The following is a 20,791-nucleotide window of genomic DNA, read 5'->3' as shown; positions in this document are numbered from 1 at the left end:
AGCTGCCTGCCCTCTCCGTTGCATTCACTCGTAGACGAACTTCTGGGGTCCGGGGAAGAGCCAGGACAGGCCGTCGCCGAGACGGTCGCGCCAGTTCTCCCAGTTGTGGCCGTCGCGCGACTCCGTGTAGCGCACCGTCATGCCGGTCTGCCGGAAGACCGGCACCATCGACCGGTTCGGCGTGATGAGCGGCTCGTAGACGCCGCACGACATGAAGATCCGGTCGACGACGGCCGACGGCTTCTCCCGGAAGCGGTTGACGAACTTCACGACCGGGTCGAACGCCGGGCCGCCGCCGTGGTCGAAGCCGATGTCGGTGAAGACGAGCGAGGCCGACTGGAGCAGGAGCGAGCCGAAGAGGCCGGGGTAGCGCACCGCCGTCGAGAGCGAGGCGACGCCGCCGAACGAGCTGCCCATGAGGCAGCGCGCCTCCGGCGTGTCGACGAGGGGCAGCCGATCGGTGAGCAGCGGCACGAGCTCGCGCGCGACGAACCGGGCGTGCGGCGCGTGGTTGGGGTACTCCTTGAGCCGGTCGCGCGGCGGCACGAAGACGGCGACGAGGGGGTCGATGTCGAGCCGGTGGATGAGGTTGTCGAGGACCGTCTTCATCGCCGCGAACTCGAGGTAGTCGGTACCGTCGTGGACGACGAGCAGCGGATAGCGCTGGGCCCGGTTGAAGCGGGCCGGGAGGTAGATCTGCACCGGCTGGTCACGGCGCAGGGCCTTGCTGCGCACCTGCTCCTCGACGAGGGTGCCCTGGCGCGCCTCGGGGTCGAAGGCGACCCACTCGGGCACGCGGTAGCCGATCGCCGCGCACACCGACGACGACCCCATCGGGCTGTGCGCGAGCCGAGGGTTGAGCGGGTCGTTGAAGCGCTCGTAGTGCTCGCCCTTGCGGATCTCGACCTGGTACTCGACCCGGGACCCCTCGGGCAGCACGGTCGTCACGGACCACAGGTCCGACTCGCCGATCCGCTTGAGCGGCAACGGGTCCGGCAGCCCGACCACCCGGTGCCGGATCCACACCTCGTCGACGTCACCGCGGTAGAGGAAGGTCGCGCGCTCACCCTCGATGATCGGGCAGCCGTAGCGCTCGACGAAGCGGTCGATCGTCGGACCGTCGAGCGGCAGCCGCTCGCGCAGCCGGTTGACGGCCAGGCGCTCCATGGCGCTCATGCGGCCCCCACCACGGTGACGTGGCCGGTGCGGTCGAGGACGCGAGCGCCGGCCGGCAGGTCGGTGGCGCCGTCGGGGAAACGGACCACGGCCCCATCGTCGAGCAGCAGCAGCCGGTGCTCGGCGAAACGCCTGGCCAGCACCGACATCCGCTCGTGGTCGTCGAGCTGGAGGCGCCGCTTGGCGTGCGGCAGCGCGACGATCCCGGGCAGCCGCCCGAGCCCCCGGTCGTGGAGCTCGGCCGCCGTGACGCCCTGGGGCGCGAAGTCGTGGAAGAGGACCACCTCGTCGGTGAGCGCCATCGCGCCCGCCGACCACGCCACGACCGACTGCTCGGGACGCAGCTCCACGTCGAAGACGCGCAGGGTCCACAGGAGCGTGCGCACGTTGCCGCCCGCGATGACGACCGCCTCGCACTCGTCGAGGACCGCGCCGATCTCGCCCCGGTGCCAGCCGATGGTGCCGCTCTCGTCGGGGGGCGCGGTGGCGCGGACCGAGCGGTACAGCTCGTCGAGCTCGGCGGCGTACCAGCGGTCGACCTCGCGGACCGCCTCCATCGCCGACTCCTCGGCGATCGGCCCGACGGCGTGGATCGACGTGCGGTGCGCGACGGCCTGCACCGCGTCGATCGCCGCCTGCAGCCGGATGCCGTAGAAGGTGCGCAGCTCGTCCATGCGGTCGCGGAACGCCCGGGCCGCTGCGGCGAAGTGCTCGTCCTTGGACAGCACGTCCATCATCCGGTGGTGCAGCCGGAGGTTGACGCCGCGACCGTCGAGATGGCCGGCGAGCTCGGCGTCGTCGGACTCGCGCTCCTCCCAGCCGGAGTTGACCATGGCGATGCGCCCGGTCACGCCGAGGGCGCGCACGGTGGAGCCCACCGTCGTGGTGAAGCGCTGGGGTCCGAGCAGGATCGTCGTCGACATCGGTGCGAGGCAGCCGCGCTCAGCCCGCGTGCATGCGGATCGTGCGACCGACGTCGTCGAGCATCGCCCGGACCGTGTCGAAGTCGGGGTGGCGCAGCCGCACCCACGCGTTGGCCATGTAGCCCGCCTCGACCGCCTGGGTGCCGTGCCCGACGGGTGGGAAGTGGCCGTCGATGACCCACTCCCCGTAGCGGGACTGGATCTCGTCGATGCCGGAGTAGCCGGTCACCGACCCGTCGCGGTCAGGGCGCAGCGCGACGATGCCCGCGGCATACGTCCGCTTCATCTGCTGCTCGGGGGCACGGTGGGTGATGACGTGCGCCCATTCGCGGTAGACGTCGACCTCGTTGGCGGCGGAGTAGACGTCCCACGCGCCGACGCCGGGCGGCCGCGCCCCGATCTCGCTGAACTTCAAGCCCTTCGGGCCGTAGAACCACTCCATGTGCGTGGCCGACGTCTCGATGCCGAGAGCCTCGATGACCCGGCGCCCGAGGTCGCGCACCTCGGCGTAGAACGCGTTGCCCGGCTCGTCGATGCGGTTGGTCGTGACGAACTGCGGCGAGATCCAGCGGTGGCGCATCGCCTCGAGGACGTTGGGGTAGTAGTGCGTCGCCCAGTCGTGCACGACGCGGCCGTCGAGGCTGATCGTGTCGTAGAAGCCCTCGTGACCCTCGACGAACTCCTCGATGGCGATGGAGGACGCGCCCTCGCGCGCATAGCCCTGGAGCGCCTGCTCGAGGTCGTGGTCGCTGTCGACGCGGACCGTGCCCTGCGCGCCGGCGCCCGCGCGCGGCTTGAGGATGAGCGGGTAGCCCTCGCGCTCTGCGAAGGCCCGCGCCTCGTCGGCCGAGTCGACGGCCGCGCTCGCCGCGGTGGGCACGCCCGCCTGGCGCAGGGCCTCCTTCATCGACGGCTTGTCGCGGCACAGCCACGTCGTGCGCACGCTCGTGCCGGGGATGCCGCACGCCTCGCGCACCTGGGCCGCCGGCATCGTGTGGGCCTCGACGGTCGCCTCGAGCGCGTCGATCCACACCTTCCCCTGGAAGTAGCGGACGGCCTCGATCATCTGGTCGACGTTCGTCACCGACCCGACGCGGTAGTAGCCGCGGAGGGCACCGAGCACCTCGTCACCGAGGTGCGCCTCGTCGCTCTCGCCGATCCCGTAGACGTTCGCGCCCACCGAGGCGAGCGCGTGCACGAACCGACGCTGGTTCGCGGGGAACGACGGCTCCACGAAGATGATGTTCACCCCGCCGACGCTATCGGTCCTCCCCGGGCCGTGCCACGGACCGGCGTATGCCGTCGGGCGGGTCGCGACGAAACGCGGGCGCCGTCGGGCGTGAGGGACGAGACTGGACATGTCGCATCTCGGGCAGCACCTCACCCCTTACGGAGATTGACATGTCGAGCACCGTCCCGAACCCGTCTTCACCCGATCCGGTCGACCACCCCGACACCACGCCGAGGACGCGCCGCGAGGCGGCCAGCGCCTGGTCCAGCGCCACGACCTCGACCGGCTGGTCCGGAGCCCTCATCGCCATGGGCATCGTGTCCGTCGTCCTGGGCGTCCTCGTCCTGCTGTGGCCCAAGGCGACGCTGCTCGTCGTGGCCATCACCTTCGGCCTGCAGCTCATCGTCGCCGGGGCCGTGCGGCTCTCGGTGAGCCGGGACCTGCCCGCCGACCCGGGCTGGCTCAGGCCGGTCTCGATGGTGCTCGGCGTGCTGTCGATCATCGCCGGCATCATCTGCCTCTTCCGCCCGGGTACGTCGCTCTTCGTCATCGCGATCTTCATCGCGGCCGGCTGGATCGCCGAGGGCATCGCGTCGCTCGCACAGGGCTTCGGCTCGGACCGCACGACCGGCGCCCGCGTCTTCCTCATCGTCAGCGGCGTCATCTCGATCCTCGGCGGACTCGTCGTCGCGATCTTCCCCGGGTCCTCCCTCGTGCTGCTCGCCCGGATCGCGGGCATCATGCTCATCGTCATCGGTGTCGTCGAGCTCGTCACGTCCCTCATGGCCCGCCGAGCCGCGGGATCGGGCACGGGCGCGGGCAGCACGGCGGCGACCGCCTCGGCCTGACGGCATACGACCGCCGGGCCCCGCACGGCTACGTGGAGGTCCGCTCCCCTCGACGGGGGCGAACCTCCACGGCGCGGCCGCGTCAGCCCTGCGGCAGGTCCTCGAACTCGTGGACGCGGCGCACCTCGACCGACACCTCGTCGAAGAGCGAGGCGAAGCGTCCGGCCAGCTCGAGCGCCTGCTCCTTGCTCTCGACGTTGACGAGCGCGAAGCCGCCGATGACCTCACGGGCCTCGGTGAAGGGACCGTCGGTGACGGTGACCCCGCCGCCCTCGGTCTTGCGGAGCACCGCGCCGTCCCTGCTCTGCGTCACGCCCTCGGCGGCGAGCAGCACGCCGGTCTCGGCGCACTCGGTCATGAAGGCGCCCATGGCGGCCTGGAACTCGGGACTGGGGTTCGAGGCCTCGGGGCGGGACTCGTCGATCTTGTGCACCATGAGGTAGCGCATGGCTGCTCCTTGCGTCGTGTGCCGGGTCGGTCCCAGCCTCCACCACCACGTCGATCGGTGGCGCGCCGGATCGACAGGTCAGAGCCAGCCTCGGTCCTGGGCGACGCGGGCGGCCTCGGCGCGGGTCGACGTGCCGGTCTTGCCGATGGCCGAGCTGAGGTGGTTGCGCACCGTGCCCTGCGAGAGGTGGACGACCCCGGCGATCGCGGCGACGGTGCCCCCGCGCAGCGCGACCGAGAGCACCTCGCGCTCGCGCTCGGTGAGCGGGTTGGCTCCGTCGACGAGCGACTCGGTGGCGAGGGAGGGGTCGACGACGCGCAGCCCGGCGTGCACGCGGCGGACGGCCTCGGCGAGCTGGCGCGCCGGCGTGTCCTTGACGACGAAGCCCGACGCGCCCGCCTCGAGCGCGCGACGCAGGTAGCCGGGCCGGCCGAAGGTCGTCACGACGAGCGTGCGCACGCCGGGCAGCGCGGCGCGGACCTCGGCGGCGGCGGCGATGCCGTCGATGCCCGGCATCTCGATGTCGAGCAGGCACACCTGGGCCCCCGAGGCGCGCGCCGCCTCGACGACCTCGTCGCCGCGGCCCACCTCGGCGACGACCTCGAGGTCTGGCTCGAGGGCGAGCAGCGCCGCGAGCGCCCCACGCACGAGGGCCTGGTCGTCGGCGAGGAGCACCTTGATCGTCTCGCTCACAGCGTCACCTCCAGGACGGTCCCATGGCCCTCGGGGCCGGTCTCGAGCGAGAGCCGGCCTCCCGCGGCACCGACTCTCTCACGCAGCCCGCGTATGCCGTTTCCCTCGGGTCGCCCGTCGATGCCGCGTCCGTCGTCGCGCACCGTGAGGCGGTTCGTCCCGACCTCGACCCAGCACGTGTCGGCGTCGCTGTGGCGTACCACGTTGGTCGTCGCCTCGCGCAGCACCCAGGCCAGCACCGTGCGGTGGCGGGGGTCGACGGCCCCGGGGTCGTCCGGCACGTGGGCCTCGATGCCCGCCCCGGCGAGCGCCGTCCTGGCAGAGGCCAGCTCGTCGCCGAGACGAGCCACCCGCAGGCCTCCGACGGTCGCCCTGATCTCGGCGAGCGCCTGGCGGCTCAGCGCCTGGATCTCCGCCAGCTCGGCCTTGGCGCGCTCCGGGTCGAGGTCGACGAGGCGCTCGGCGAGCTCGGCCTTGACGGTGACGACCGTGAGCGAGTGGCCCAGCACGTCGTGCACGTCGCGCGCCACGCGCTCGCGCTCCTCGACGATGGCGAGGTCGCGTGACATCCGCTCGTACTGCTCGCCGCGGTCGGCGACGAGCCGGACGCCACCGGTCATGACCCCGACGGCGAAGACGATGATCGCGACGCTCCACGTGCCCTCGCCCGGGTCGGTGACGACAGCGGCCGCCCCGGCCACGAGCGTCGCTGCCACGCCGATGCCGATCGCCGGGAGGATCGGCAGCGCGAACATCCCGAACGCCACGACGAAGGGGAGGAAGCCGAGGCTTCCCGCCCCGATGAGCAGCGCGGAGCCGACCGTGCAGCCGAGCAGGACCGCGAGACAGACCGTGGCCCCGCGCACCGTGGGCAGTCCGCGGCGGGAGGTGCGCTCGAGGTGCGAGGAGCCCCGGACGTAGGCGACGGCGAAGACGACGACGAGCGCCAGGCCCACGACGACCTGCCACACCGGGCGTGGCGTCGTGACGAGGTCGAGGACGGGGAAGACGAGGAAGACGAGCCAGACGCCCCGCACCACCCACCCGTAGCGCTCCCACGGGTTGCGTCCCGGTGACTCGGTCACTGGCGTTCCCGGCCGCGGCGTACGAGCACCACGGCGAGCGCGCCGAAGATCGCGAGCCAGGCCAGCACGTTGACGATCGGCAGCCACAGCGGGTCGCGCGATCCGTCGGGGAGGAAGCCCTCCGTGAGCGGGTACCGGGCGAGGGCGGCATACCCGTAGAGCGGGGTCAGCTTCGCGAAGGAGAGCAGCGCGCCCGACAGCGGGATGAAGAGGTTGCCGAGGAAGGCGAAGATGACGAGCGTGCCCGCCGCCGCACCCACGGCCGCCTCGGAGCGGAACGCCGTGCCGATGAGCAGGCCGTAGAGCGCGAAGACCGACGAGCCGACGAGCACGAGCACGGCGCTGAGGGCCCACGCCTGTGCGGAGCCCCGCGCCCCAGTGAGGACCCCGAGCGTGAAGGTCAGCACGACGGGCACCGCGGCCACGGTCATCGCGATCAGGGCCTTCATGGCGATGTAGGAGGAGTCGGCCAGCGGCGTGAGGCCGAGCTGGCGACCCCAGCCCTGCTGACGCTCGACCGCGGCGTTGCCGCCGATGCTCGTCGTGGCCGTGACGGCGCCGTAGGCCGCCATGCTGATCATGACGTACATCGCGACGTTGCCGTTGCCGATGCTGGCGTCCTTGGCACTGACCGTCGCACCGAAGATGAGGTAGAAGAAGGCCGGCAGGACGGCCGTGAAGAACATGCCGGCCCAGTCCCGGGTGATGCGGCGCATCTCGAGCATCGTGAAGGTGGCGTTCATCGGGCGAGCTCCTCGTCGTGGGCCAGGACGACGCCCGCGTCGCGGGAGTCGCCGGTCAGGGTCATGAAGGCCTGCTCGAGGCCGGCGGTGACGATCTCGAGGTCGGTGCCGCCGAGATCGAGGAGGAGCAGCCGGGCGACCGCGTCGGAGTCGGCCGCCGTCACGACGACCCGGCTGCCGCGCTCCTCGACGTCCCGGACGCCGTCGACGACCCGCAGCCGCGCGACGGACTCGGCCACCGACCCGGGCGGCAGGGTCGCCGAGACGGTGCGGCCACTGGCCTGCGCCCGGATCTCGGCCGTCGTCCCGTCCGCGACGATGCGGCCCCCGGCGATGAGCACGATCCGGTCGGCGAAGGCGTCGGCCTCCTCGAGGTAGTGCGTCGCGAAGACGACGGTGCGGCCCGCGCTCGCGTCGGCGTGCATCGTGTCCCAGAAGTCCCGGCGCGCCGACACGTCCATGCCCGCCGTCGGCTCGTCGAGGACGAGCAGCCGCGGGTCGGGCAGCAGCGCCAGGGCGAAGCGCAGACGCTGCTGCTCACCGCCGGAGCACTTGGACACGCGACGGTCGGCGAGCGACCTCAGCCCGGCGCGGTCGATGACCTCGTCGACCGGGGAGCTGACGGCATACGTCGAGGCGATCATGCGCACGGTCTCGCGGACCGTGAGGTCGCGCAGCAGGCCCCCCGTCTGGAGCACCGCCGAGACGGACCCGGTGACGACCGCCTGTCGCGGACGGCGGCCGAAGACCTCGGCCGAGCCGCTCGTCGGGTCGGTGAGCCCCAGGACCATGTCGAGCGTCGTCGTCTTGCCGGCCCCGTTGGGGCCGAGGAAGGCGACGACCTCGCCGGGCTCGATGCGCAGGTCGACGCCGTCGACGGCACGGACCTCGGAGTCGTGCGAGCCGCGTCGGGGAGGGAAGGTCTTGACGAGCGAACGCAGCTCGACCGCCGGCGCCCCCGAGGCACCGGCGGTCGAGGAGTGGGAGGTGGTCATGGCTCCACTCTCCCGCGGCAGGGCACGAGCCGGCAGCAGCAGGCGTCACCTCCTGCCCGTGACAGGTGTCACGGGCTGTCACCCGGAGCCGGACCGGACAGACTGTGGCCATGGCCGACTTCGAGGTGCACCTCGCCCCACCCCTGTCCGCACCCGAGGCGTGGAGGCGGATCCTCGACCTCACGGCACACACGGCCGTCATCCCGCTCACCACGGTCACCGGCGACGCCATGACCGCCGCCGACCTCGTCGACGGCTCGCGCTTCGTCGCCCGCACGGCGGTCGGGCCGATCGGCTTCGACGACGTCATGGTCGTCGACTCCATCGTCGCCCCGACGACGACCTCAGCCGGGCACGCGCGGATCCGCAAGGAGGGCAAGGTCGTCCGCGGGTCCATCGACCTCGTCGTGACACCGACCGCCGCCGGGTCGAGCGTCCGGTGGACGCAGCAGATCGGCGTGCGGGGCGTGCCGGCGATCCTCGACCCCCTCGTGTCGAGGGTCGCCGGCGCCGCCTACGGCTCGACCCTGAGGCGCCTGCTCGCCCGCCCCTGACCCAGTCGAGTGGGCACTTCGCAACGTCGAGTGGGCACCTCGGTGCATCACAGTGCCCACTCGCCTTGCGGTGGGGGTTGTCGGGAGGCTGGGGTCAGCGCCAGCCGAGCTCGGGGGCCACGTGCGTCAGGAGGCTCTCCATGACGTGGGCGTTGTAGTCGACGCCGAGCTGGTTGGGCACGGTGATGAGCAGGGTGTCGGCGGCGGCGACCGCCTCGTCCTCCGCGAGGTCACGGACGAGCTGGTCGGGCTCACCGGCATACGTCTTGCCGAAGCGGGCGGTGCCACCGTCGATGATGCCGACCTGGTCCTGGCTCGCCGACTCGCGGCCGAAGTAGGCGCGGTCGGTGTCGCTGACGATGGGGAAGACGCTGCGGCTCACCGACACCCGCGGCTCGCGCTCGTGGCCGGCGGCCGTCCACGCGTCGCGGAAGCGCTGGATCTGCTCGGCCTGCAGCTGGTGGAAGGGGACCCCGGTGTCCTCGGTGAGGAGGGTCGAGCTCATGAGGTTCATCCCCTGCTCGGCCGTCCACTCGGCCGTGGCCCGGCTGCCGGCGCCCCACCAGATGCGGTCGCGCAGCCCCGGCGCGTGCGGCTCGATGCGGAGCAGGCCGGGCGGGTTGGGGAACATCGGGCGCGGGTTCGGCTCGGCGAAGCCCTTGCCGGACAGGACCTCGAGGAAGACCTCGGTGTGCTGGCGCGCCATGGCTGCGTGGTCGCCGTCGGTCGGCTCGTAGCCGAAGTAGCGGAAGCCGTCGACGACCTGCTCGGGTGACCCACGGCTGATGCCGAGCTGGAGTCGTCCACCGGAGATGAGGTCGGCGGCGCCGGCGTCCTCGGCCATGTAGAGCGGGTTCTCGTAGCGCATGTCGATGACCCCGGTGCCGATCTCGATGCGGCTCGTGCGAGCGCCGACCGCGGCAAGCAGCGGGAACGGCGACGCGAGCTGGCGGGCGAAGTGGTGCACCCGGAAGTAGGCCCCGTCGGCACCGAGCTCCTCGGCGGCGACCGCGAGGTCGATGGACTGGAGCAGGGCGTCGGCCGCCGACCGCGTCCCCGAGTGCGGGGAGGGGTTCCAGTGACCGAAGGAGAGGAATCCGATCTTCTTCACGTGCGGTCAACACCCGCAGTGCCGGCGCTCTTCCCGCACCTCGCCGGCACGCGAACCGCACCCCGTCGGCACGTCCCTCGCGCGTTCCGGACAATCCGTCCGGGCCGTCGGCGTCGAAGCACCTCCCATGATGCGCCTACGACTTGCCCTCAGCGGGATCCTCGCCGCGGTTGCCGGGATCGCTGCCGGTCACCTCGTCGCGGGCTTCCTCGCTCCAGCATCGTCGCCGGTGCTCGCCATCGGGTCGACCGTGATCGACCTGACCCCCACCCCTGTCAAGGAGTGGGCGATCGCGACCTTTGGCACCAACGACAAGCTGATCCTCCAGGGGTCGGTGCTCGTCGTGACGCTCGTCCTCGCCGCGGTGGCCGGCCTGCTCGCTCGACGCCGACTGCCCGTGGCCGTCGGCTTCATCGTGCTGCTCACCGGGCTGGCCGGCGCCGCCGCGCTGCTGCGGCCCGCGGCCCGCCCGCTCGACGCGCTGCCCTCGCTCGCCGCGATGGCCGCCGGCGTCGCCACCCTCGTGTGGCTGGCCCGCCTGGCCGCCACCTCAGCCGCCACCTCAGCCGGCGCGCGCGCCGGCCACGAGGCCGACTCGAGCTCCGACACCGACGCAGAACCGCGGAAGGGCGAGGGCAGCGTCACCGGCCGCCGTCGCTTCCTCGGGGCCGCCCTCGGCGTCACCGCCGTCTCGGTGCTCGCCGCCGTCGGCGGCCAGCTGCGCAGCGGGGCCCAGACGATCAAGAAGGTCGTGCTGCCCGCCGCCGCCGACAAGGCCAAGGCCCTGCCGACCGGGCTCGAGACGAAGGTCTCGGGCATCTCGCCCCTGCGCACCCCGACCGAGAAGTTCTACCGCGTCGACACCAACCTCACCGTGCCCAAGGTCGACGTCGACAGCTGGACCCTCGAGGTCGGGGGCATGGTCGACAAGCCCTTCACCCTGACCTTCGCCGAGCTGGCCGCCATGCCGCTCATCGAGCGCGACATCACCATGACCTGCGTCTCCAACGAGGTCGGCGGCGGCTACATCGGCGCCGCCCGCTGGCTCGGGGTGCGCCTGACCGACGTCCTCGACAAGGCCGGCATCAAGGGCAACCCCGACCAGGTGCTGAGCACCGCCGTCGACGGCTTCACCATCAGCACCCCGCTCGGGGTCGTGCGCGACGGACGCGACGCGATGATCGCCATCGGCATGAACGGTGCGCAGCTCACCGACACCCATGGCTTCCCGGCCCGCCTCATCACACCCGGCCTCTACGGCTTCGTCGGAGCGACGAAGTGGCTGACCAAGCTCACCCTGACGACGTATGCCGCGGACCAGTCCTACTGGACCAAGCGGCAGTGGGCGACCGACGCCCCCATCAAGACGAGCGCCCGCATCGACACCCCGGCACCGCTGTCGACGATCCAGGCCGGCATGACCGCCATCGGCGGCGTCGCCTGGGCCCAGCACCGCGGCGTCGGCAAGGTCGAGGTCAAGATCGATGACGGCGCCTGGCAGGAGACCAAGCTCGGGCCCGACGTCGGCATCGACTACTGGCGCCAGTGGTACCTCCCGTGGGACGCCAAGCCCGGACTGCACCGGATCTCGGTGCGTGCGACCGACCTCAAGGGTCAGGCGCAGATCACTGCGCGAGCCACGCCGTTCCCCAGCGGGTCGAGCGGCATCCAGGAGGTGGTGGTGACCGTCGCGTGAACGCCTACGGCCAGAACTCCGCGAAAAAACTTGCCCGACAAGCAATCCGGAGCCACAGCGGCCCCGAACCCCTCATGACCGTGCACCAAGAGACGCCCCCCTCACAAGGAGTGAATGACATGAAGAGCATGAAGACCCGTACCGGCCTCGTCGCCCTCGCCATCGCCCTGCCCCTGAGCCTCGCGGCCTGTGGCAGCTCGAGCGACAACACCGCCTCCGCAGGCGCCGGCAGCACCCCTGCCGCCACGTCCTCGGACTCGATGACGAGCACGCCGTCCGACACGATGTCCTCGTCCACCTCGATGGACGCCTCCTCGGCCGTCTTCGGTGAGGGCTGTGCGGCCGTGCCGAAGGACGGCAAGGGCTCGTTCAACGGCATGGCCACCGACCCGGTCGCGACCGCCGCGAGCAACAACCCGCTGCTCTCGACCCTCGTCACCGCCGTCAAGCAGGCCGGCCTCGTCGACACCCTGAACTCGGCCCCCGAGATCACGGTCTTCGCGCCCGTCAACGACGCGTTCGCCAAGATCCCGGCCGCCGACCTCAAGAAGGTCCTGGCCGACAAGCCGACCCTCACCAAGATCCTCACCAACCACGTCGTGGCCGGCAAGCTGTCGCCGGACCAGCTCGCGGGCGACCACAAGACGCTCGCCGGCACGACCATCACCGTCAAGGGCTCGGGCCAGAACTTCACCGTCGGCAAGGCCGACGCGAAGATCATCTGCGGCAACGTCCCGACGGCCAACGCCACGGTCTACATCATCGACGGCGTGCTGATGCCCTGATCGTCTGCCGACCAGGCTGACGCAGAAAGCGACGACGGGCGACACAATGGACCCCATGTCACGGTTCTCGGTGGTCCCCTCCGGCGATGAGTCGCCGGAGGGGCCCGCCCGCCCAGTCCAGCTGGAGCAGCTGCTCCACCGAGCGGCGACCGGGGACGAGACGGCGTTCGCAGATCTCTACGACGCGGTCTCCTCCCGGCTCTTCGGTCTCGTCCGTCGGGTCGTGCGCGACCCCGCACAGTCCGAGGAGGTCACCCAGGAGGTCTTCCTCGAGATCTGGCGGCACAGCGCCCGCTTCGATCCGAGCAAGGGTGCGGCGATGTCGTGGATGCTCACGATCGCCCACCGCAAGGCCGTCGACCGGGTCCGGTCGGCGGAGGCGGCCCGCAACCGCGACGAGGGCTATGGCGCCAGCAACCAGGACGTCACCCACGACTCGACTGCGGAGGCCGTCGTCGAACGGCTCGATGCGGAGCGGGTTCATCGGGCGTTGGAGACGCTCACCCCGGTCCAACGGCAGGCGTTGGAGCTGGCCTACCTCTCGGGATACACGCACACGGAGGTAGCGACCATGCTCGACCTACCGCTCGGGACCGCCAAGACACGCATCCGAGATGGACTCATCAGACTACGAGACACGTTGGGGGTGACCCTGTGAGCGAGGACATCCACGCGCTCTCCGGCGCGTATGCCGTCGACGCCCTCGACGAGATCGAGCGGGCGCGGTTCGAGCGCCACCTGGCCGGCTGCCCGGTCTGCCAGGCCGAGGTCCAGAGCCTCGTCGCCGCGGCGAACGAGCTGTCGGTTCTCACCGAGGTCGGTCCGCCGGCCTCGCTGCGGGCCAAGGTGCTCGCCGAGATCGCGACCGTGCGTCCCCTGCCGCCGCTGGCCGCTCCGCAGGAGCAGCCGGCCGACGAGGGCGTCACGTCCACCCCACCGGCCACCGCCCCGGCTCCGACCCCGTCGCTCCCGGCCCCGGCGGCCGCCGAACCGCGCGTCGAGCGTGGCGACGAGCTCGCCGACCGGCGCCGGTCCCGCTCCGCCCGCGGGTTTGCCCGCGGCTGGAGGCTCGTCGTCGCGGCCGCCACCGTGGCAGTGCTCGCCATCGGCGGGTTCACCGTGTGGCGCCAGGTCGAGAAGGACCCGCAGCAGGCGATCGCCGACCAGGTGCTCGCGGCCCCCGACGCCATGCGTTTCGGCAAGCGGCTGCAGGACGGCTCGACGGCGACCGTCGTGCGTTCCACGTCGCTGCAGAAGGCCGTGCTCATCACGTCGGGCATGTCCCAGCCGCCGTCCGGCAAGGTCTTCCAGCTCTGGCTCGAGGACGCGACCGGGCACATGGCCTCGGCCGGTCTCATGCCGGCCGGTGGCGACCAGGTCGTCGTGCTCGCCGGGGACGCCACGCACTCCAAGGCTGCCGGCGTCACGGTCGAGCCGCCCGGCGGCTCCGACCAGCCGACATCGGCTCCGGTGGCCCTCATCCCCTTCGCCTGACACCTTCACGACCGGTCGCTCGAACGTCGGGCGGTCACGAGCCCGCTCCCGGCTTCCCCGCCTGAGGCTCGTGACCGCCCGACCTCGTCGTCCCGGCCCCTTCCGCCCCTCCCGCGTTGTACCTTGCGCGTCATGGACCGGACCGAGGCGTCGAGCGCGCGGCACGGGCACGGGCTCGTGATCGGCAAGTTCTACCCGTTCCATGCCGGGCACCAGGCGCTCGTGAGGGCGGCCACGAGCTCGTGCGACCGGGTCACCGTGGAGGTCATGGCCCACAGCGTCGAGTCGATCCCCGTCGACGTGCGGGTCGGCTGGGTGCAGGCCGAGCACCCGACGGCACGGGTGGTCGCGGCGCCGGACGACCACGAGGTGGACTTCGACTCTCCCGCCGTCTGGGACCTGCACCTCGAGATCATCGGCTCCCACCTCGACGGTCCGGTCGACGCGGTCTTCACCAGTGACGCCTACGGCGAGGAGCTGGCCCGCCGGCTCGGCGCCACCTGGGTGCAAGTCGACCCGGGACGAGCCTCGACGCCCATCTCCGGCACCGCCGTCCGTGCCGACGTCGCCGGGTCGTGGTGGGCGCTGCCCACACCGGTGCGCGCCTGGTTCGCGAAGCGGATCGTCGTCGTCGGCACGCGGCCGGCAGGTGCCACGCCCCTGGCCGAGGCGCTCGGCGCCCACTACGGGACGACGGTGGTTCCCGACCTCCGGCGCGAGTGGATCGAGCAGCGACCCGGAGGCCCGGCCGACCCCTGGCACGCGGCGGAGCTCGACCTCGTTGCCCGTCAGCAGGCGGCGCTCGAGGACGCCGCAGCAGCCGCGGCACCCCGGCCCCTCGTCCTCTGCGAGACCGACGTGCTGACGTCGGCCCCGTGGCTGGCGCACCCCGGGCCACGGCCGTCCCCGACGGAGCTCCGACGTGCCGCGCAGCGTCGAGCGCCCGCGCTCTACGTCCTCATCGCGGACGAAGCCCCTGGTGCACCGGACCTGGATAACGGCGCCGAGGACGACCCACGCGGGGGACGGCGCCGCCTGCGCGAGGAGCTGGCGACCCGCGACGTGGGGTGGGTCGAGGTGCGTGGCACTCACGAGGAGCGCCTCGCCGCGGCCGTGGCCGCGGTCGACGAGGTCGTCGCCGAGGGCTGGCGACTGGCTGACCCCGTCGGATGACGGTCGGCCGAGCCGCGCCCGGCCCACCCGTCGTATGCCGTCGTCGGCGTCGCCGGTTCAGGCGCTCGGGCTGACGTCGCCGGACCGGACGGCCGGCAACCGGTGCTCGTGGTCGGCCTCGGTGCCGAGGTCGCGGTCGGTGTGGTCGGCGTGGAAGAGCGCCTCGGCCAGGAGGGCGTGCACGTGGGTGTCGGCCGCGGTGTAGTAGATGAAGGTCCCCTCGCGGCGCCCGCGCACGAGGCCGGCGAGGCGGAGCTTGGCCAGGTGCTGGCTCACCGAGGTGGGACTGACGCCGGCGAGGTCGGCGAGGCAGGTCACCGACGACTCGCCCTGCAGCAGGGCCCAGAGGAGCTTGATCCGGGTCGGGTCGGCGAGCATGCGGAAGGTCTCGGCGGCCAGGTGCGTCTGCTCGTCGTCGGGCATGGACAGGTCCGGGAGTCCGTCGTGCATGCCGCAAGCCTACGTGACTTCGTACCTTCGCAGGTGTGCAGATAGTCTCGACCCATGTCCTCACCCCACGGCCCGGTCTCGGCATCCGACGCGACCGCCCAGCGGGCCGTCCCCCACCACCACGGTCTCGCCGACCCACCGGACGACCACGCGCACGACCACGCGCACGACCACGCGCACGACCACGCGCACGACCACGCGCACGACCATGACCATCCGCACGACCACGGCTCCGGCCGGTGGGCCCGGGTGCGCCACGCGGTCACGCCGCACTCGCACGAGGTCGCCGACTCGCTGGACGCCGCCCTCGAGTCGAGCGCCCGCGGCATCCGCGCCGTGCGGATCAGCCTCGTCGGGCTCGGTGCGACGGCCGTGCTGCAGCTGCTCGTCGTCGTGGCCTCGGGCTCGGTGGCGCTGCTGGCCGACACGATCCACAACTTCTCCGACGCGCTGACGGCCATCCCGCTGTGGATCGCCTTCGTCATCGGACGTCGCGCCACGAACCGCCGCTACACGCACGGCTACAGTCGCGCCGAGGACCTCGCCGGGCTCTTCGTGCTCGCCATGATCGCGCTCTCCGCGGTGGTCGCCGCCTGGCAGGCCGTCGACCGGCTCCTCGCCCCGACACCGGTGCACCACCTCGCCTGGGTGGCCGTCGCGGGTTTCGTCGGGTTCCTCGGCAACGAGGCCGTCGCGGTCTTCCGCATCCGCGAGGGCCGCGCCATCGGGTCGGCGGCCCTCGTCGCCGACGGTCACCACGCGCGCACCGACGGGCTCACCTCGCTCGCCGTCCTCGTCGGCGCGGGCGGCGTCGCGCTCGGCTGGACCTGGGCGGACCCCGTCGTGGGGCTGCTCATCACCGTCGCGATCCTGCTCGTGCTGCGCACTGCCACCCGGGACGTCTTCCGCCGACTCATGGACGGCATCGAGCCCGACCTCGTCGAGGCCGCGGAGGCCGCGCTCGCGGTGGTGCCCGGGGTCGTCGCCGTCGACGACGTGCGGCTGCGCTGGGTCGGCCACGAGATCCACGGCGAGGCCGTCGTCGAGGTCGGCGCCGACCTCAGCCTCGCCGCCGCGGACGCCATCGTCGTCGCGGCCGAGGAGCGGCTGCCCGTGGCGGTCCCGCGCCTGACCCGCGCCGTGGTGCGCGTCCGGCCTCGCGTCACCCCGGTCGTCTCCTAGCCGGGCCGTCCCACCGCCCCGGCGGTCGGGCGCCTTCGGTCAGGCCCGCGCGACGGTGAGGGAGCGTATGCCGCGCAGGTGGAGGTCGGTGCGGCTCAGCAGCGCGTGCGGACCGTCGTCGTCGAGCAGCGCGGCCAGGGTCTGTGCGTCCTCGGGGTCGAGGCCTCCGTCGATACCCTGGGCGAGCCGTTCGAACCGCGCCCGGGCGTAGCGGCCCGCGAGCGGGTGCTCGGGCGAACGCTCGTCGATGACGACCTCGTGCCCGTCGACGACGGTCCAGCCGGCGGCGGCGAGCACGTCGGCCCAGGCTGCCCCGAGGTGCGGCACCGCGTCGGCGTGCACCGCGGAGAGCGCGGCCATCGCCCGGTCCTCGAAGCCGGGTCGGCCGACCCCGAGGTCGTCGGGCAGGAAACGCACCGGCTCGTCGAACTCCGAGACCGCGACGAGCCCACCCGGCGCGGTGATGCGCCGCAGCTCGGACAGCGAGCGCACGGGGTCGGCGAGGTGGTGCAGCGACATCGAGGCCCACGTGAGGTCGACGGGGCCGAGATCGGGCCAGCCGTCGTCGAGGTCGGCCACCAGCGTGCTCACCCGGTCCCCGACTCCGGCGGTCTGCGCCTTGGCGGCCAGGCGCGACAGCGAGCGTTCGACGACGTCGACGGCCACGACGTGCGCCGCCGGGATCCTCCGCGCCAGGCCGACCGTGCCGGTGCCGGTGCCGGCCCCGAGGTCGACGACCCGGATCGGACCGCCGCTGACCCCGCCGCTGACCGCGCCGCTGACCCCGACGCCGCCCAAGACGGCCACGACACGGTCGAGCGCCTCGCCCCAGGACGTCTCGAGCACCTGGCCGTCGAGGTCGAGCAGGTCGTCACCGCCGGCACCCGCGTCGTGGACGTCGAGTCCACCAACGTGCCCGTGCCCGTGCCCGTGGCTGTGGCCGTGGCCGTGGCCGTGGCCATGCCCGTGGCCGTGGGTCGTCGCGGGTTCGGAGTGCTGCCGGTCGTGGGAAGGGAGCTGCGCCATGACGGCCACGCTACGAAGGTCGTGCGCACACGGCATACGATCTTGCCGATGACGCAAGACATCGACCTCGAGACCGTGATCCGCGCCCGCATTCGCGGGCTGCGCCTGGCGCGCGGCTGGTCCCTCGACGCCCTCGCCGGGCGCTGCGGTCTCAGCGCGTCGACCCTCAGCCGGATCGAGACCGGTCACCGGCGGATCGCCATCGACCAGCTGAGCCCCATCGCCCGCGCGCTCGGCACGAGCATCGACGAGCTCGTCGAGCTGACGAGCGACGAGGACGTCGTCATCCACCCACGGCGCAACGCCGCCCACGGCCACACGACCTGGCTGCTCACCCGCGAGGACGAGCCGAACGGACTCGTGGTCGCGAAGATGCGCATCACCGCCAGACGCCCGGCAGCCCGACCCGGGGTGCACCCCGGGCACGAGTGGTTCACCGTGCTGTCGGGCACCGCCCGGCTCCAGCTCGGCGAACGGGTGCTCGTCGTCGAGGAGGGTCAGTCGGCGCAGTTCTCGACGATGGTGCCCCACGCGCTCACCGCGCTGGACGGTCCGCTCGAGATCATCGTCGTCTTCGACCGGGAAGGCCGCCGCGCCCACCTCGACCCCGAGAAGGGGCACGCTGGGCCGACGACGACGTGACCGCCGCGGCCCCCTCGTCGCCACCGACCGAAGGAGACACCCGATGAGCATCCGGAGCATGCACCACGTCAGCGTCGTCGTCGACGATCTCGCCTCGGCCAAGGCCTTCTTCACCGCGCTCGGCCTCGAGCTCGAGGGCGAGACGCCCGTCGAGGGCACGTGGGTCGACCGGATCAACCACCTCGACGGCGTCCGGGTCGAGATCGCGATGATGCGCACGCGCGACGGCCACGGCCGGCTCGAGCTGACGAAGTTCCACTCCCCGGCGGCGGTGGCCGAGGGGCCGCAGCCGGCGCCGAGCAACACGTTCGGGCTGCGGAGCGTCATGTTCGAGGTCGACGACGTCGACGCCGCCGTCGAGGCGGCGCGGGCCCACGGGGGCGAGCTCGTCGGTGAGGTCGTGCGCTACGAGGACGTCTACCGGCTCTGCTACGTCCGCGCACCCCAGGGCGTCATCGTGGCCCTGTCGGAGGACCTGCGCTGACGAGCTGGTCGCGCCGCCGGGCGAGGTGGGCCCGCTCCGCCGGGTTGCCGGTCAGCTCGATGGCGCGGTCGTATGCCGTCCGCGCCTCGGCGCTGCGACCGAGCCGACGCAGCAGGTCGGCCCGGGCGACGTGCAGGGCGTGGTAGCCCCCGAGGACGTCGCCGAGGCGGTCGACCTCGGCCAGACCGACGAGGGGACCGTCGAGCTCGGCGAGCGCGACGGCCCGGTTGAGCCGCACCACGGGTGACGGGTCGAGGCGCAGCAGCGCGTCGTAGAGGGCGACGACCCGGGACCAGTCGGTGTCGCGGGCCGACGGGGCATCGGTGTGCACGACGTTGACGGCGGCCAGCAGCTGGTAGCGGCCCGGGCGCTCGCCGCCGGCCGCGACGACCCGCAGCCGCTCGTCGACGAGCGCGCGGCCCTCGGCGACGAGGGCACGGTCCCAGGCGCTCCGGTCCTGCTCCTCGAGGGTGACGAGCTCGCCCGTGCGCGAGACGCGGGCAGCGCGGCGGGCGTCGGTCAGGAGCATCAGGGCGAGCAGGCCGGTGACCTCCCCGTCGTCCGGGAGCAGACTCCGGAGCAGGCGGCCGAGACGGATCGCCTCGTCGGTCAGGTCGACCCGCACGGCGTCGTCACCCTCCCCGGCGAGGTAGCCCTCGTTGAAGACGAGGTAGACGACGGCAAGCACGCCGGTCACCCGCTCACGCAGGTCGGCCGCGGACGGGACGCGGTAGGGGATGTGCGCCGCGGCGATCTTGGCCTTCGCCCGGGTGATCCGCTGCGCCATCGTCGACTCCTGGACGAAGAAGGCGCGGGCGATCTCGCCGACCGTGAGCCCACCGAGGAGGCGCAGCGTCAGGGCGACGCGAGCCTCCATCGACAGGGCCGGGTGGCAGCAGGTGAAGACGAGGCGCAGCCGGTCGTCCTCGACCGGACCGAGGACCTCGGCCGGGGTGTCGTCCTGGATCATGAGGGCCGCCTGGTGCCTGGCGTCGCGCTGGGACTCGCGACGGAACCGGTCGATCGCCTTGCGGGTGGCGGTGGTGGTGATCCACCCGCCGGGGTTGGGCGGCACGCCGTCACGCGGCCAGCGCTCGGCGGCCGCGGCGAACGCCTCGGCGGCGGCCTCCTCGGCGACGTCGAGGTCGGCGAAGCGCCGGGCGAGGGCGGCGACCACCCGGGCCCACTCCTCACGGTGGACCCTGGTGATCGCCTCCTCGACGCCGGCGGCGTGCACGTGCGGCTCAGTCCTCCGTCAGGGCGCGCACGGACTCCTCGGTGCGGAACGGCCGCACCTCGACCGTGCCGCGGCACGCCCTGGAGCCCTCGGCCGCGAGCGCCAGGGCCTCGTCGAGGTCGGCCGCCTCGATGACCCAGAAGCCACCGAGGTGCTCCTTCGTCTCGAGGTAGGGGCCGTCGGTGAAGGTCGGGCGCTCGGCCTGCCCGTCGACGGTCGTGGCCGTCGAGGCCGGCTCGAGGCCGTCGGCGAAGACGAGGCGCCCCTCGTCCCGCAGCCGGTCGTTGAAGGCCCCGGTCGCGGCGAACGCGTCGAGCATCTCCTCGCGCGAGGGGTAGGTGCCGAACTCGGTGGGGTCGGCGGGCCCGAAGACGGAGAGCAGGTAGCGCGGCATCGCGGTCACACCGAACCGGAGCCGGACGCGGTGGCCTCGGCGGAACGGCGGCGGCGGCGCTCGTGCCCCGGCCCCCGGAACCGGTGGACCTCCTGCGGCCAGTCGAGCGCGGTCGCGAGGCGCGCCGCCCAGTAGCGCGCCGCCTCGTCGTCCGCGACCTCGACGACGCAGAACCCGCCGAGGTGCTCCTTGGTCTCGACGTAGGGCCCGTCGGTGAAGACCGGCTCGCCGTCGACCGCCACGACGCTGCAGATCGCGGTCTCGCGGTCGAGGCCGCCGTTGGTGAAGATCAGGACGTCCTGGGCCTGCATCTCCTCGAGGACGACCCGCGCCGCTGCGGCCTTGGCGCCGATCTCGTCCTGGGTGTGCTCCTGCACCCACTCGTCGTTGAAGGTGATCAGGTACTCGGTCATGCTCGTCT

General features: G+C 72.7%; 24 protein-coding genes. 10 read left to right on the top strand and 14 right to left on the bottom strand.

The genetic code is table 11. The annotated features are described in order from the left end of the window. Positions 1–24: 24 nt before the first annotated feature. Genes TAE01_RS17810 through TAE01_RS17800 form a run of 3 tightly spaced genes read right to left on the bottom strand, consistent with a single transcriptional unit; the run spans position 25 to position 3,348 of the window. The gene (locus tag TAE01_RS17810) at positions 25–1,176 is read right to left on the bottom strand and encodes an alpha/beta hydrolase-fold protein (protein ID WP_246111438.1); all 1,152 of its coding nucleotides are present in this window, start codon (positions 1,174–1,176) and stop codon (positions 25–27) included. Then, on the bottom strand, positions 1,173–2,099 hold the full coding sequence (locus TAE01_RS17805) for a Type 1 glutamine amidotransferase-like domain-containing protein (protein WP_147068155.1): 927 nt from the start codon (positions 2,097–2,099) through the stop codon (positions 1,173–1,175). The genes TAE01_RS17810 and TAE01_RS17805 overlap by 4 nt, the downstream gene beginning before the upstream one ends. Positions 2,100–2,118: 19 nt before the next feature. Then, the gene (locus TAE01_RS17800; protein WP_147068154.1) at positions 2,119–3,348 is read right to left on the bottom strand and encodes an ATP-grasp domain-containing protein; all 1,230 of its coding nucleotides are present in this window, start codon (positions 3,346–3,348) and stop codon (positions 2,119–2,121) included. A 152-nt stretch (positions 3,349–3,500) separates the two neighbouring features. Between TAE01_RS17800 and TAE01_RS17795 the strand changes: the two genes are divergently transcribed. After that, positions 3,501–4,178 carry an HdeD family acid-resistance protein gene (locus TAE01_RS17795; RefSeq protein WP_186815272.1) on the top strand — a complete coding sequence of 226 codons (678 nt, stop codon included), beginning with the start codon at positions 3,501–3,503 and terminating at the stop codon, positions 4,176–4,178. A gap of 82 nt (positions 4,179–4,260) precedes the next feature. Here TAE01_RS17795 and TAE01_RS17790 read toward each other — a convergent pair whose 3' ends face one another. The 5 genes from TAE01_RS17790 to TAE01_RS17770 all read right to left on the bottom strand — a co-directional run bounded on the left by TAE01_RS17790 (position 4,261) and on the right by TAE01_RS17770 (position 8,142). Further along, positions 4,261–4,626 (bottom strand): YciI family protein, encoded by a 366-nt coding sequence (locus tag TAE01_RS17790; protein ID WP_147068152.1) that lies wholly within the window; start codon positions 4,624–4,626, stop codon positions 4,261–4,263. A gap of 78 nt (positions 4,627–4,704) precedes the next feature. Then, the gene (locus TAE01_RS17785) at positions 4,705–5,319 is read right to left on the bottom strand and encodes a response regulator transcription factor (RefSeq protein ID WP_147068151.1); all 615 of its coding nucleotides are present in this window, start codon (positions 5,317–5,319) and stop codon (positions 4,705–4,707) included. Continuing rightward, positions 5,316–6,404 carry a sensor histidine kinase gene (locus tag TAE01_RS17780; RefSeq protein WP_147068150.1) on the bottom strand — a complete coding sequence of 363 codons (1,089 nt, stop codon included), beginning with the start codon at positions 6,402–6,404 and terminating at the stop codon, positions 5,316–5,318. The genes TAE01_RS17785 and TAE01_RS17780 overlap by 4 nt, the downstream gene beginning before the upstream one ends. Further along, complete coding sequence (locus tag TAE01_RS17775) at positions 6,401–7,147, bottom strand: ABC transporter permease (RefSeq protein ID WP_147068149.1); 747 nt, start codon at positions 7,145–7,147, stop codon at positions 6,401–6,403. The genes TAE01_RS17780 and TAE01_RS17775 overlap by 4 nt, the downstream gene beginning before the upstream one ends. Beyond that, entirely contained in the window at positions 7,144–8,142 is a 999-nt protein-coding gene (locus TAE01_RS17770; RefSeq protein WP_147068148.1) for an ABC transporter ATP-binding protein, read from the bottom strand. Before TAE01_RS17770 ends, TAE01_RS17775 begins: the two co-directional genes overlap by 4 nt. A gap of 110 nt (positions 8,143–8,252) precedes the next feature. Here TAE01_RS17770 and TAE01_RS17765 point away from each other — a divergent pair, with 110 nt between their 5' ends. Beyond that, on the top strand, positions 8,253–8,696 hold the full coding sequence (locus TAE01_RS17765; RefSeq protein WP_147068147.1) for a hypothetical protein: 444 nt from the start codon (positions 8,253–8,255) through the stop codon (positions 8,694–8,696). 94 nt (positions 8,697–8,790) lie between these two features. Here TAE01_RS17765 and TAE01_RS17760 read toward each other — a convergent pair whose 3' ends face one another. Continuing rightward, positions 8,791–9,807, bottom strand: a complete 1,017-nt coding sequence (locus TAE01_RS17760; RefSeq protein WP_147068146.1) for an LLM class flavin-dependent oxidoreductase — start codon at positions 9,805–9,807, stop codon at positions 8,791–8,793. Positions 9,808–9,934: 127 nt separating this feature from the next. On the opposite strand from TAE01_RS17760, the gene TAE01_RS17755 reads away from it, so the two are divergent. From TAE01_RS17755 to TAE01_RS17735, 5 genes are all read left to right on the top strand, one after another. Beyond that, on the top strand, positions 9,935–11,503 hold the full coding sequence (locus TAE01_RS17755) for a molybdopterin-dependent oxidoreductase (RefSeq protein ID WP_147068145.1): 1,569 nt from the start codon (positions 9,935–9,937) through the stop codon (positions 11,501–11,503). A gap of 119 nt (positions 11,504–11,622) precedes the next feature. Then, positions 11,623–12,288 (top strand): fasciclin domain-containing protein, encoded by a 666-nt coding sequence (locus TAE01_RS17750; protein ID WP_147068144.1) that lies wholly within the window; start codon positions 11,623–11,625, stop codon positions 12,286–12,288. A gap of 46 nt (positions 12,289–12,334) precedes the next feature. Next, positions 12,335–12,946 carry an ECF RNA polymerase sigma factor SigK gene (gene sigK / locus TAE01_RS17745; RefSeq protein WP_147068143.1) on the top strand — a complete coding sequence of 204 codons (612 nt, stop codon included), beginning with the start codon at positions 12,335–12,337 and terminating at the stop codon, positions 12,944–12,946. Then, positions 12,943–13,782 (top strand): anti-sigma factor, encoded by an 840-nt coding sequence (locus tag TAE01_RS17740; protein ID WP_147068142.1) that lies wholly within the window; start codon positions 12,943–12,945, stop codon positions 13,780–13,782. The genes sigK and TAE01_RS17740 overlap by 4 nt, the downstream gene beginning before the upstream one ends. Positions 13,783–13,914: 132 nt before the next feature. Continuing rightward, positions 13,915–14,955, top strand: coding sequence for an AAA family ATPase (locus TAE01_RS17735; RefSeq protein ID WP_147068141.1), 1,041 nt, complete (start codon positions 13,915–13,917; stop codon positions 14,953–14,955). Positions 14,956–15,012: 57 nt separating this feature from the next. Here the strand turns inward: TAE01_RS17735 and TAE01_RS17730 are convergent, their stop codons facing one another. After that, a complete protein-coding gene (locus TAE01_RS17730; protein ID WP_147068140.1) occupies positions 15,013–15,405 on the bottom strand; it encodes an ArsR/SmtB family transcription factor in 393 nt (130 codons plus the stop codon). Between the two features lie 54 nt (positions 15,406–15,459). On the opposite strand from TAE01_RS17730, the gene TAE01_RS17725 reads away from it, so the two are divergent. Next, the gene (locus tag TAE01_RS17725) at positions 15,460–16,587 is read left to right on the top strand and encodes a cation diffusion facilitator family transporter (RefSeq protein ID WP_147068139.1); all 1,128 of its coding nucleotides are present in this window, start codon (positions 15,460–15,462) and stop codon (positions 16,585–16,587) included. 39 nt (positions 16,588–16,626) lie between these two features. Here TAE01_RS17725 and TAE01_RS17720 read toward each other — a convergent pair whose 3' ends face one another. Next, entirely contained in the window at positions 16,627–17,613 is a 987-nt protein-coding gene (locus tag TAE01_RS17720; RefSeq protein ID WP_147068138.1) for a class I SAM-dependent methyltransferase, read from the bottom strand. A gap of 48 nt (positions 17,614–17,661) precedes the next feature. Between TAE01_RS17720 and TAE01_RS17715 the strand changes: the two genes are divergently transcribed. Both TAE01_RS17715 and TAE01_RS17710 read left to right on the top strand, forming a co-directional pair. Continuing rightward, complete coding sequence (locus tag TAE01_RS17715) at positions 17,662–18,255, top strand: helix-turn-helix domain-containing protein (RefSeq protein ID WP_147068137.1); 594 nt, start codon at positions 17,662–17,664, stop codon at positions 18,253–18,255. Positions 18,256–18,298: 43 nt separating this feature from the next. Further along, complete coding sequence (locus tag TAE01_RS17710) at positions 18,299–18,739, top strand: VOC family protein (protein WP_186815271.1); 441 nt, start codon at positions 18,299–18,301, stop codon at positions 18,737–18,739. Here the strand turns inward: TAE01_RS17710 and TAE01_RS17705 are convergent. Genes TAE01_RS17705 through TAE01_RS17695 form a run of 3 tightly spaced genes read right to left on the bottom strand, consistent with a single transcriptional unit; the run spans position 18,708 to position 20,783 of the window. After that, entirely contained in the window at positions 18,708–19,976 is a 1,269-nt protein-coding gene (locus TAE01_RS17705; RefSeq protein ID WP_147068136.1) for an RNA polymerase sigma factor, read from the bottom strand. The two genes, TAE01_RS17710 and TAE01_RS17705, sit on opposite strands and share 32 nt — an antisense overlap. Positions 19,977–19,983: 7 nt before the next feature. Next, positions 19,984–20,370: a YciI family protein gene (locus TAE01_RS17700; RefSeq protein ID WP_147068161.1), complete on the bottom strand. Its 387-nt coding sequence runs from the start codon at positions 20,368–20,370 to the stop codon at positions 19,984–19,986. Between the two features lie 5 nt (positions 20,371–20,375). Then, on the bottom strand, positions 20,376–20,783 hold the full coding sequence (locus TAE01_RS17695) for a YciI family protein (protein ID WP_147068135.1): 408 nt from the start codon (positions 20,781–20,783) through the stop codon (positions 20,376–20,378). Positions 20,784–20,791 lie beyond the last annotated feature (8 nt).

The sequence above is a fragment of the Terrabacter aerolatus genome (genome assembly GCF_007991735.1).
Taxonomy (GTDB): domain Bacteria; phylum Actinomycetota; class Actinomycetes; order Actinomycetales; family Dermatophilaceae; genus Terrabacter; species Terrabacter aerolatus.
Note: the sequence above shows the minus strand (reverse complement) of the source record. Positions and strands in the feature narration are given on the sequence as shown.

What these genes read in the sequence shown, in the direction of transcription:
- TAE01_RS17695 (WP_147068135.1), bottom strand. Translation starts at nt 20,783, where the DNA reads ATGACCGAGTACCTGATCACCTTCAACGACGAGTGGGTGCAGGAGCAC.
- TAE01_RS17795 (WP_186815272.1), top strand. Translation starts at nt 3,501, where the DNA reads ATGTCGAGCACCGTCCCGAACCCGTCTTCACCCGATCCGGTCGACCAC.
- sigK (WP_147068143.1), top strand. Translation starts at nt 12,335, where the DNA reads ATGGACCCCATGTCACGGTTCTCGGTGGTCCCCTCCGGCGATGAGTCG.
- TAE01_RS17730 (WP_147068140.1), bottom strand. Translation starts at nt 15,405, where the DNA reads ATGCACGACGGACTCCCGGACCTGTCCATGCCCGACGACGAGCAGACG.
- TAE01_RS17810 (WP_246111438.1), bottom strand. Translation starts at nt 1,176, where the DNA reads ATGAGCGCCATGGAGCGCCTGGCCGTCAACCGGCTGCGCGAGCGGCTG.
- TAE01_RS17700 (WP_147068161.1), bottom strand. Translation starts at nt 20,370, where the DNA reads ATGCCGCGCTACCTGCTCTCCGTCTTCGGGCCCGCCGACCCCACCGAG.
- TAE01_RS17735 (WP_147068141.1), top strand. Translation starts at nt 13,915, where the DNA reads ATGGACCGGACCGAGGCGTCGAGCGCGCGGCACGGGCACGGGCTCGTG.
- TAE01_RS17805 (WP_147068155.1), bottom strand. Translation starts at nt 2,099, where the DNA reads ATGTCGACGACGATCCTGCTCGGACCCCAGCGCTTCACCACGACGGTG.
- TAE01_RS17710 (WP_186815271.1), top strand. Translation starts at nt 18,299, where the DNA reads ATGAGCATCCGGAGCATGCACCACGTCAGCGTCGTCGTCGACGATCTC.
- TAE01_RS17770 (WP_147068148.1), bottom strand. Translation starts at nt 8,142, where the DNA reads ATGACCACCTCCCACTCCTCGACCGCCGGTGCCTCGGGGGCGCCGGCG.
- TAE01_RS17775 (WP_147068149.1), bottom strand. Translation starts at nt 7,147, where the DNA reads ATGAACGCCACCTTCACGATGCTCGAGATGCGCCGCATCACCCGGGAC.
- TAE01_RS17720 (WP_147068138.1), bottom strand. Translation starts at nt 17,613, where the DNA reads ATGGCGCAGCTCCCTTCCCACGACCGGCAGCACTCCGAACCCGCGACG.
- TAE01_RS17715 (WP_147068137.1), top strand. Translation starts at nt 17,662, where the DNA reads ATGACGCAAGACATCGACCTCGAGACCGTGATCCGCGCCCGCATTCGC.
- TAE01_RS17725 (WP_147068139.1), top strand. Translation starts at nt 15,460, where the DNA reads ATGTCCTCACCCCACGGCCCGGTCTCGGCATCCGACGCGACCGCCCAG.
- TAE01_RS17790 (WP_147068152.1), bottom strand. Translation starts at nt 4,626, where the DNA reads ATGCGCTACCTCATGGTGCACAAGATCGACGAGTCCCGCCCCGAGGCC.
- TAE01_RS17755 (WP_147068145.1), top strand. Translation starts at nt 9,935, where the DNA reads ATGATGCGCCTACGACTTGCCCTCAGCGGGATCCTCGCCGCGGTTGCC.
- TAE01_RS17765 (WP_147068147.1), top strand. Translation starts at nt 8,253, where the DNA reads ATGGCCGACTTCGAGGTGCACCTCGCCCCACCCCTGTCCGCACCCGAG.
- TAE01_RS17750 (WP_147068144.1), top strand. Translation starts at nt 11,623, where the DNA reads ATGAAGAGCATGAAGACCCGTACCGGCCTCGTCGCCCTCGCCATCGCC.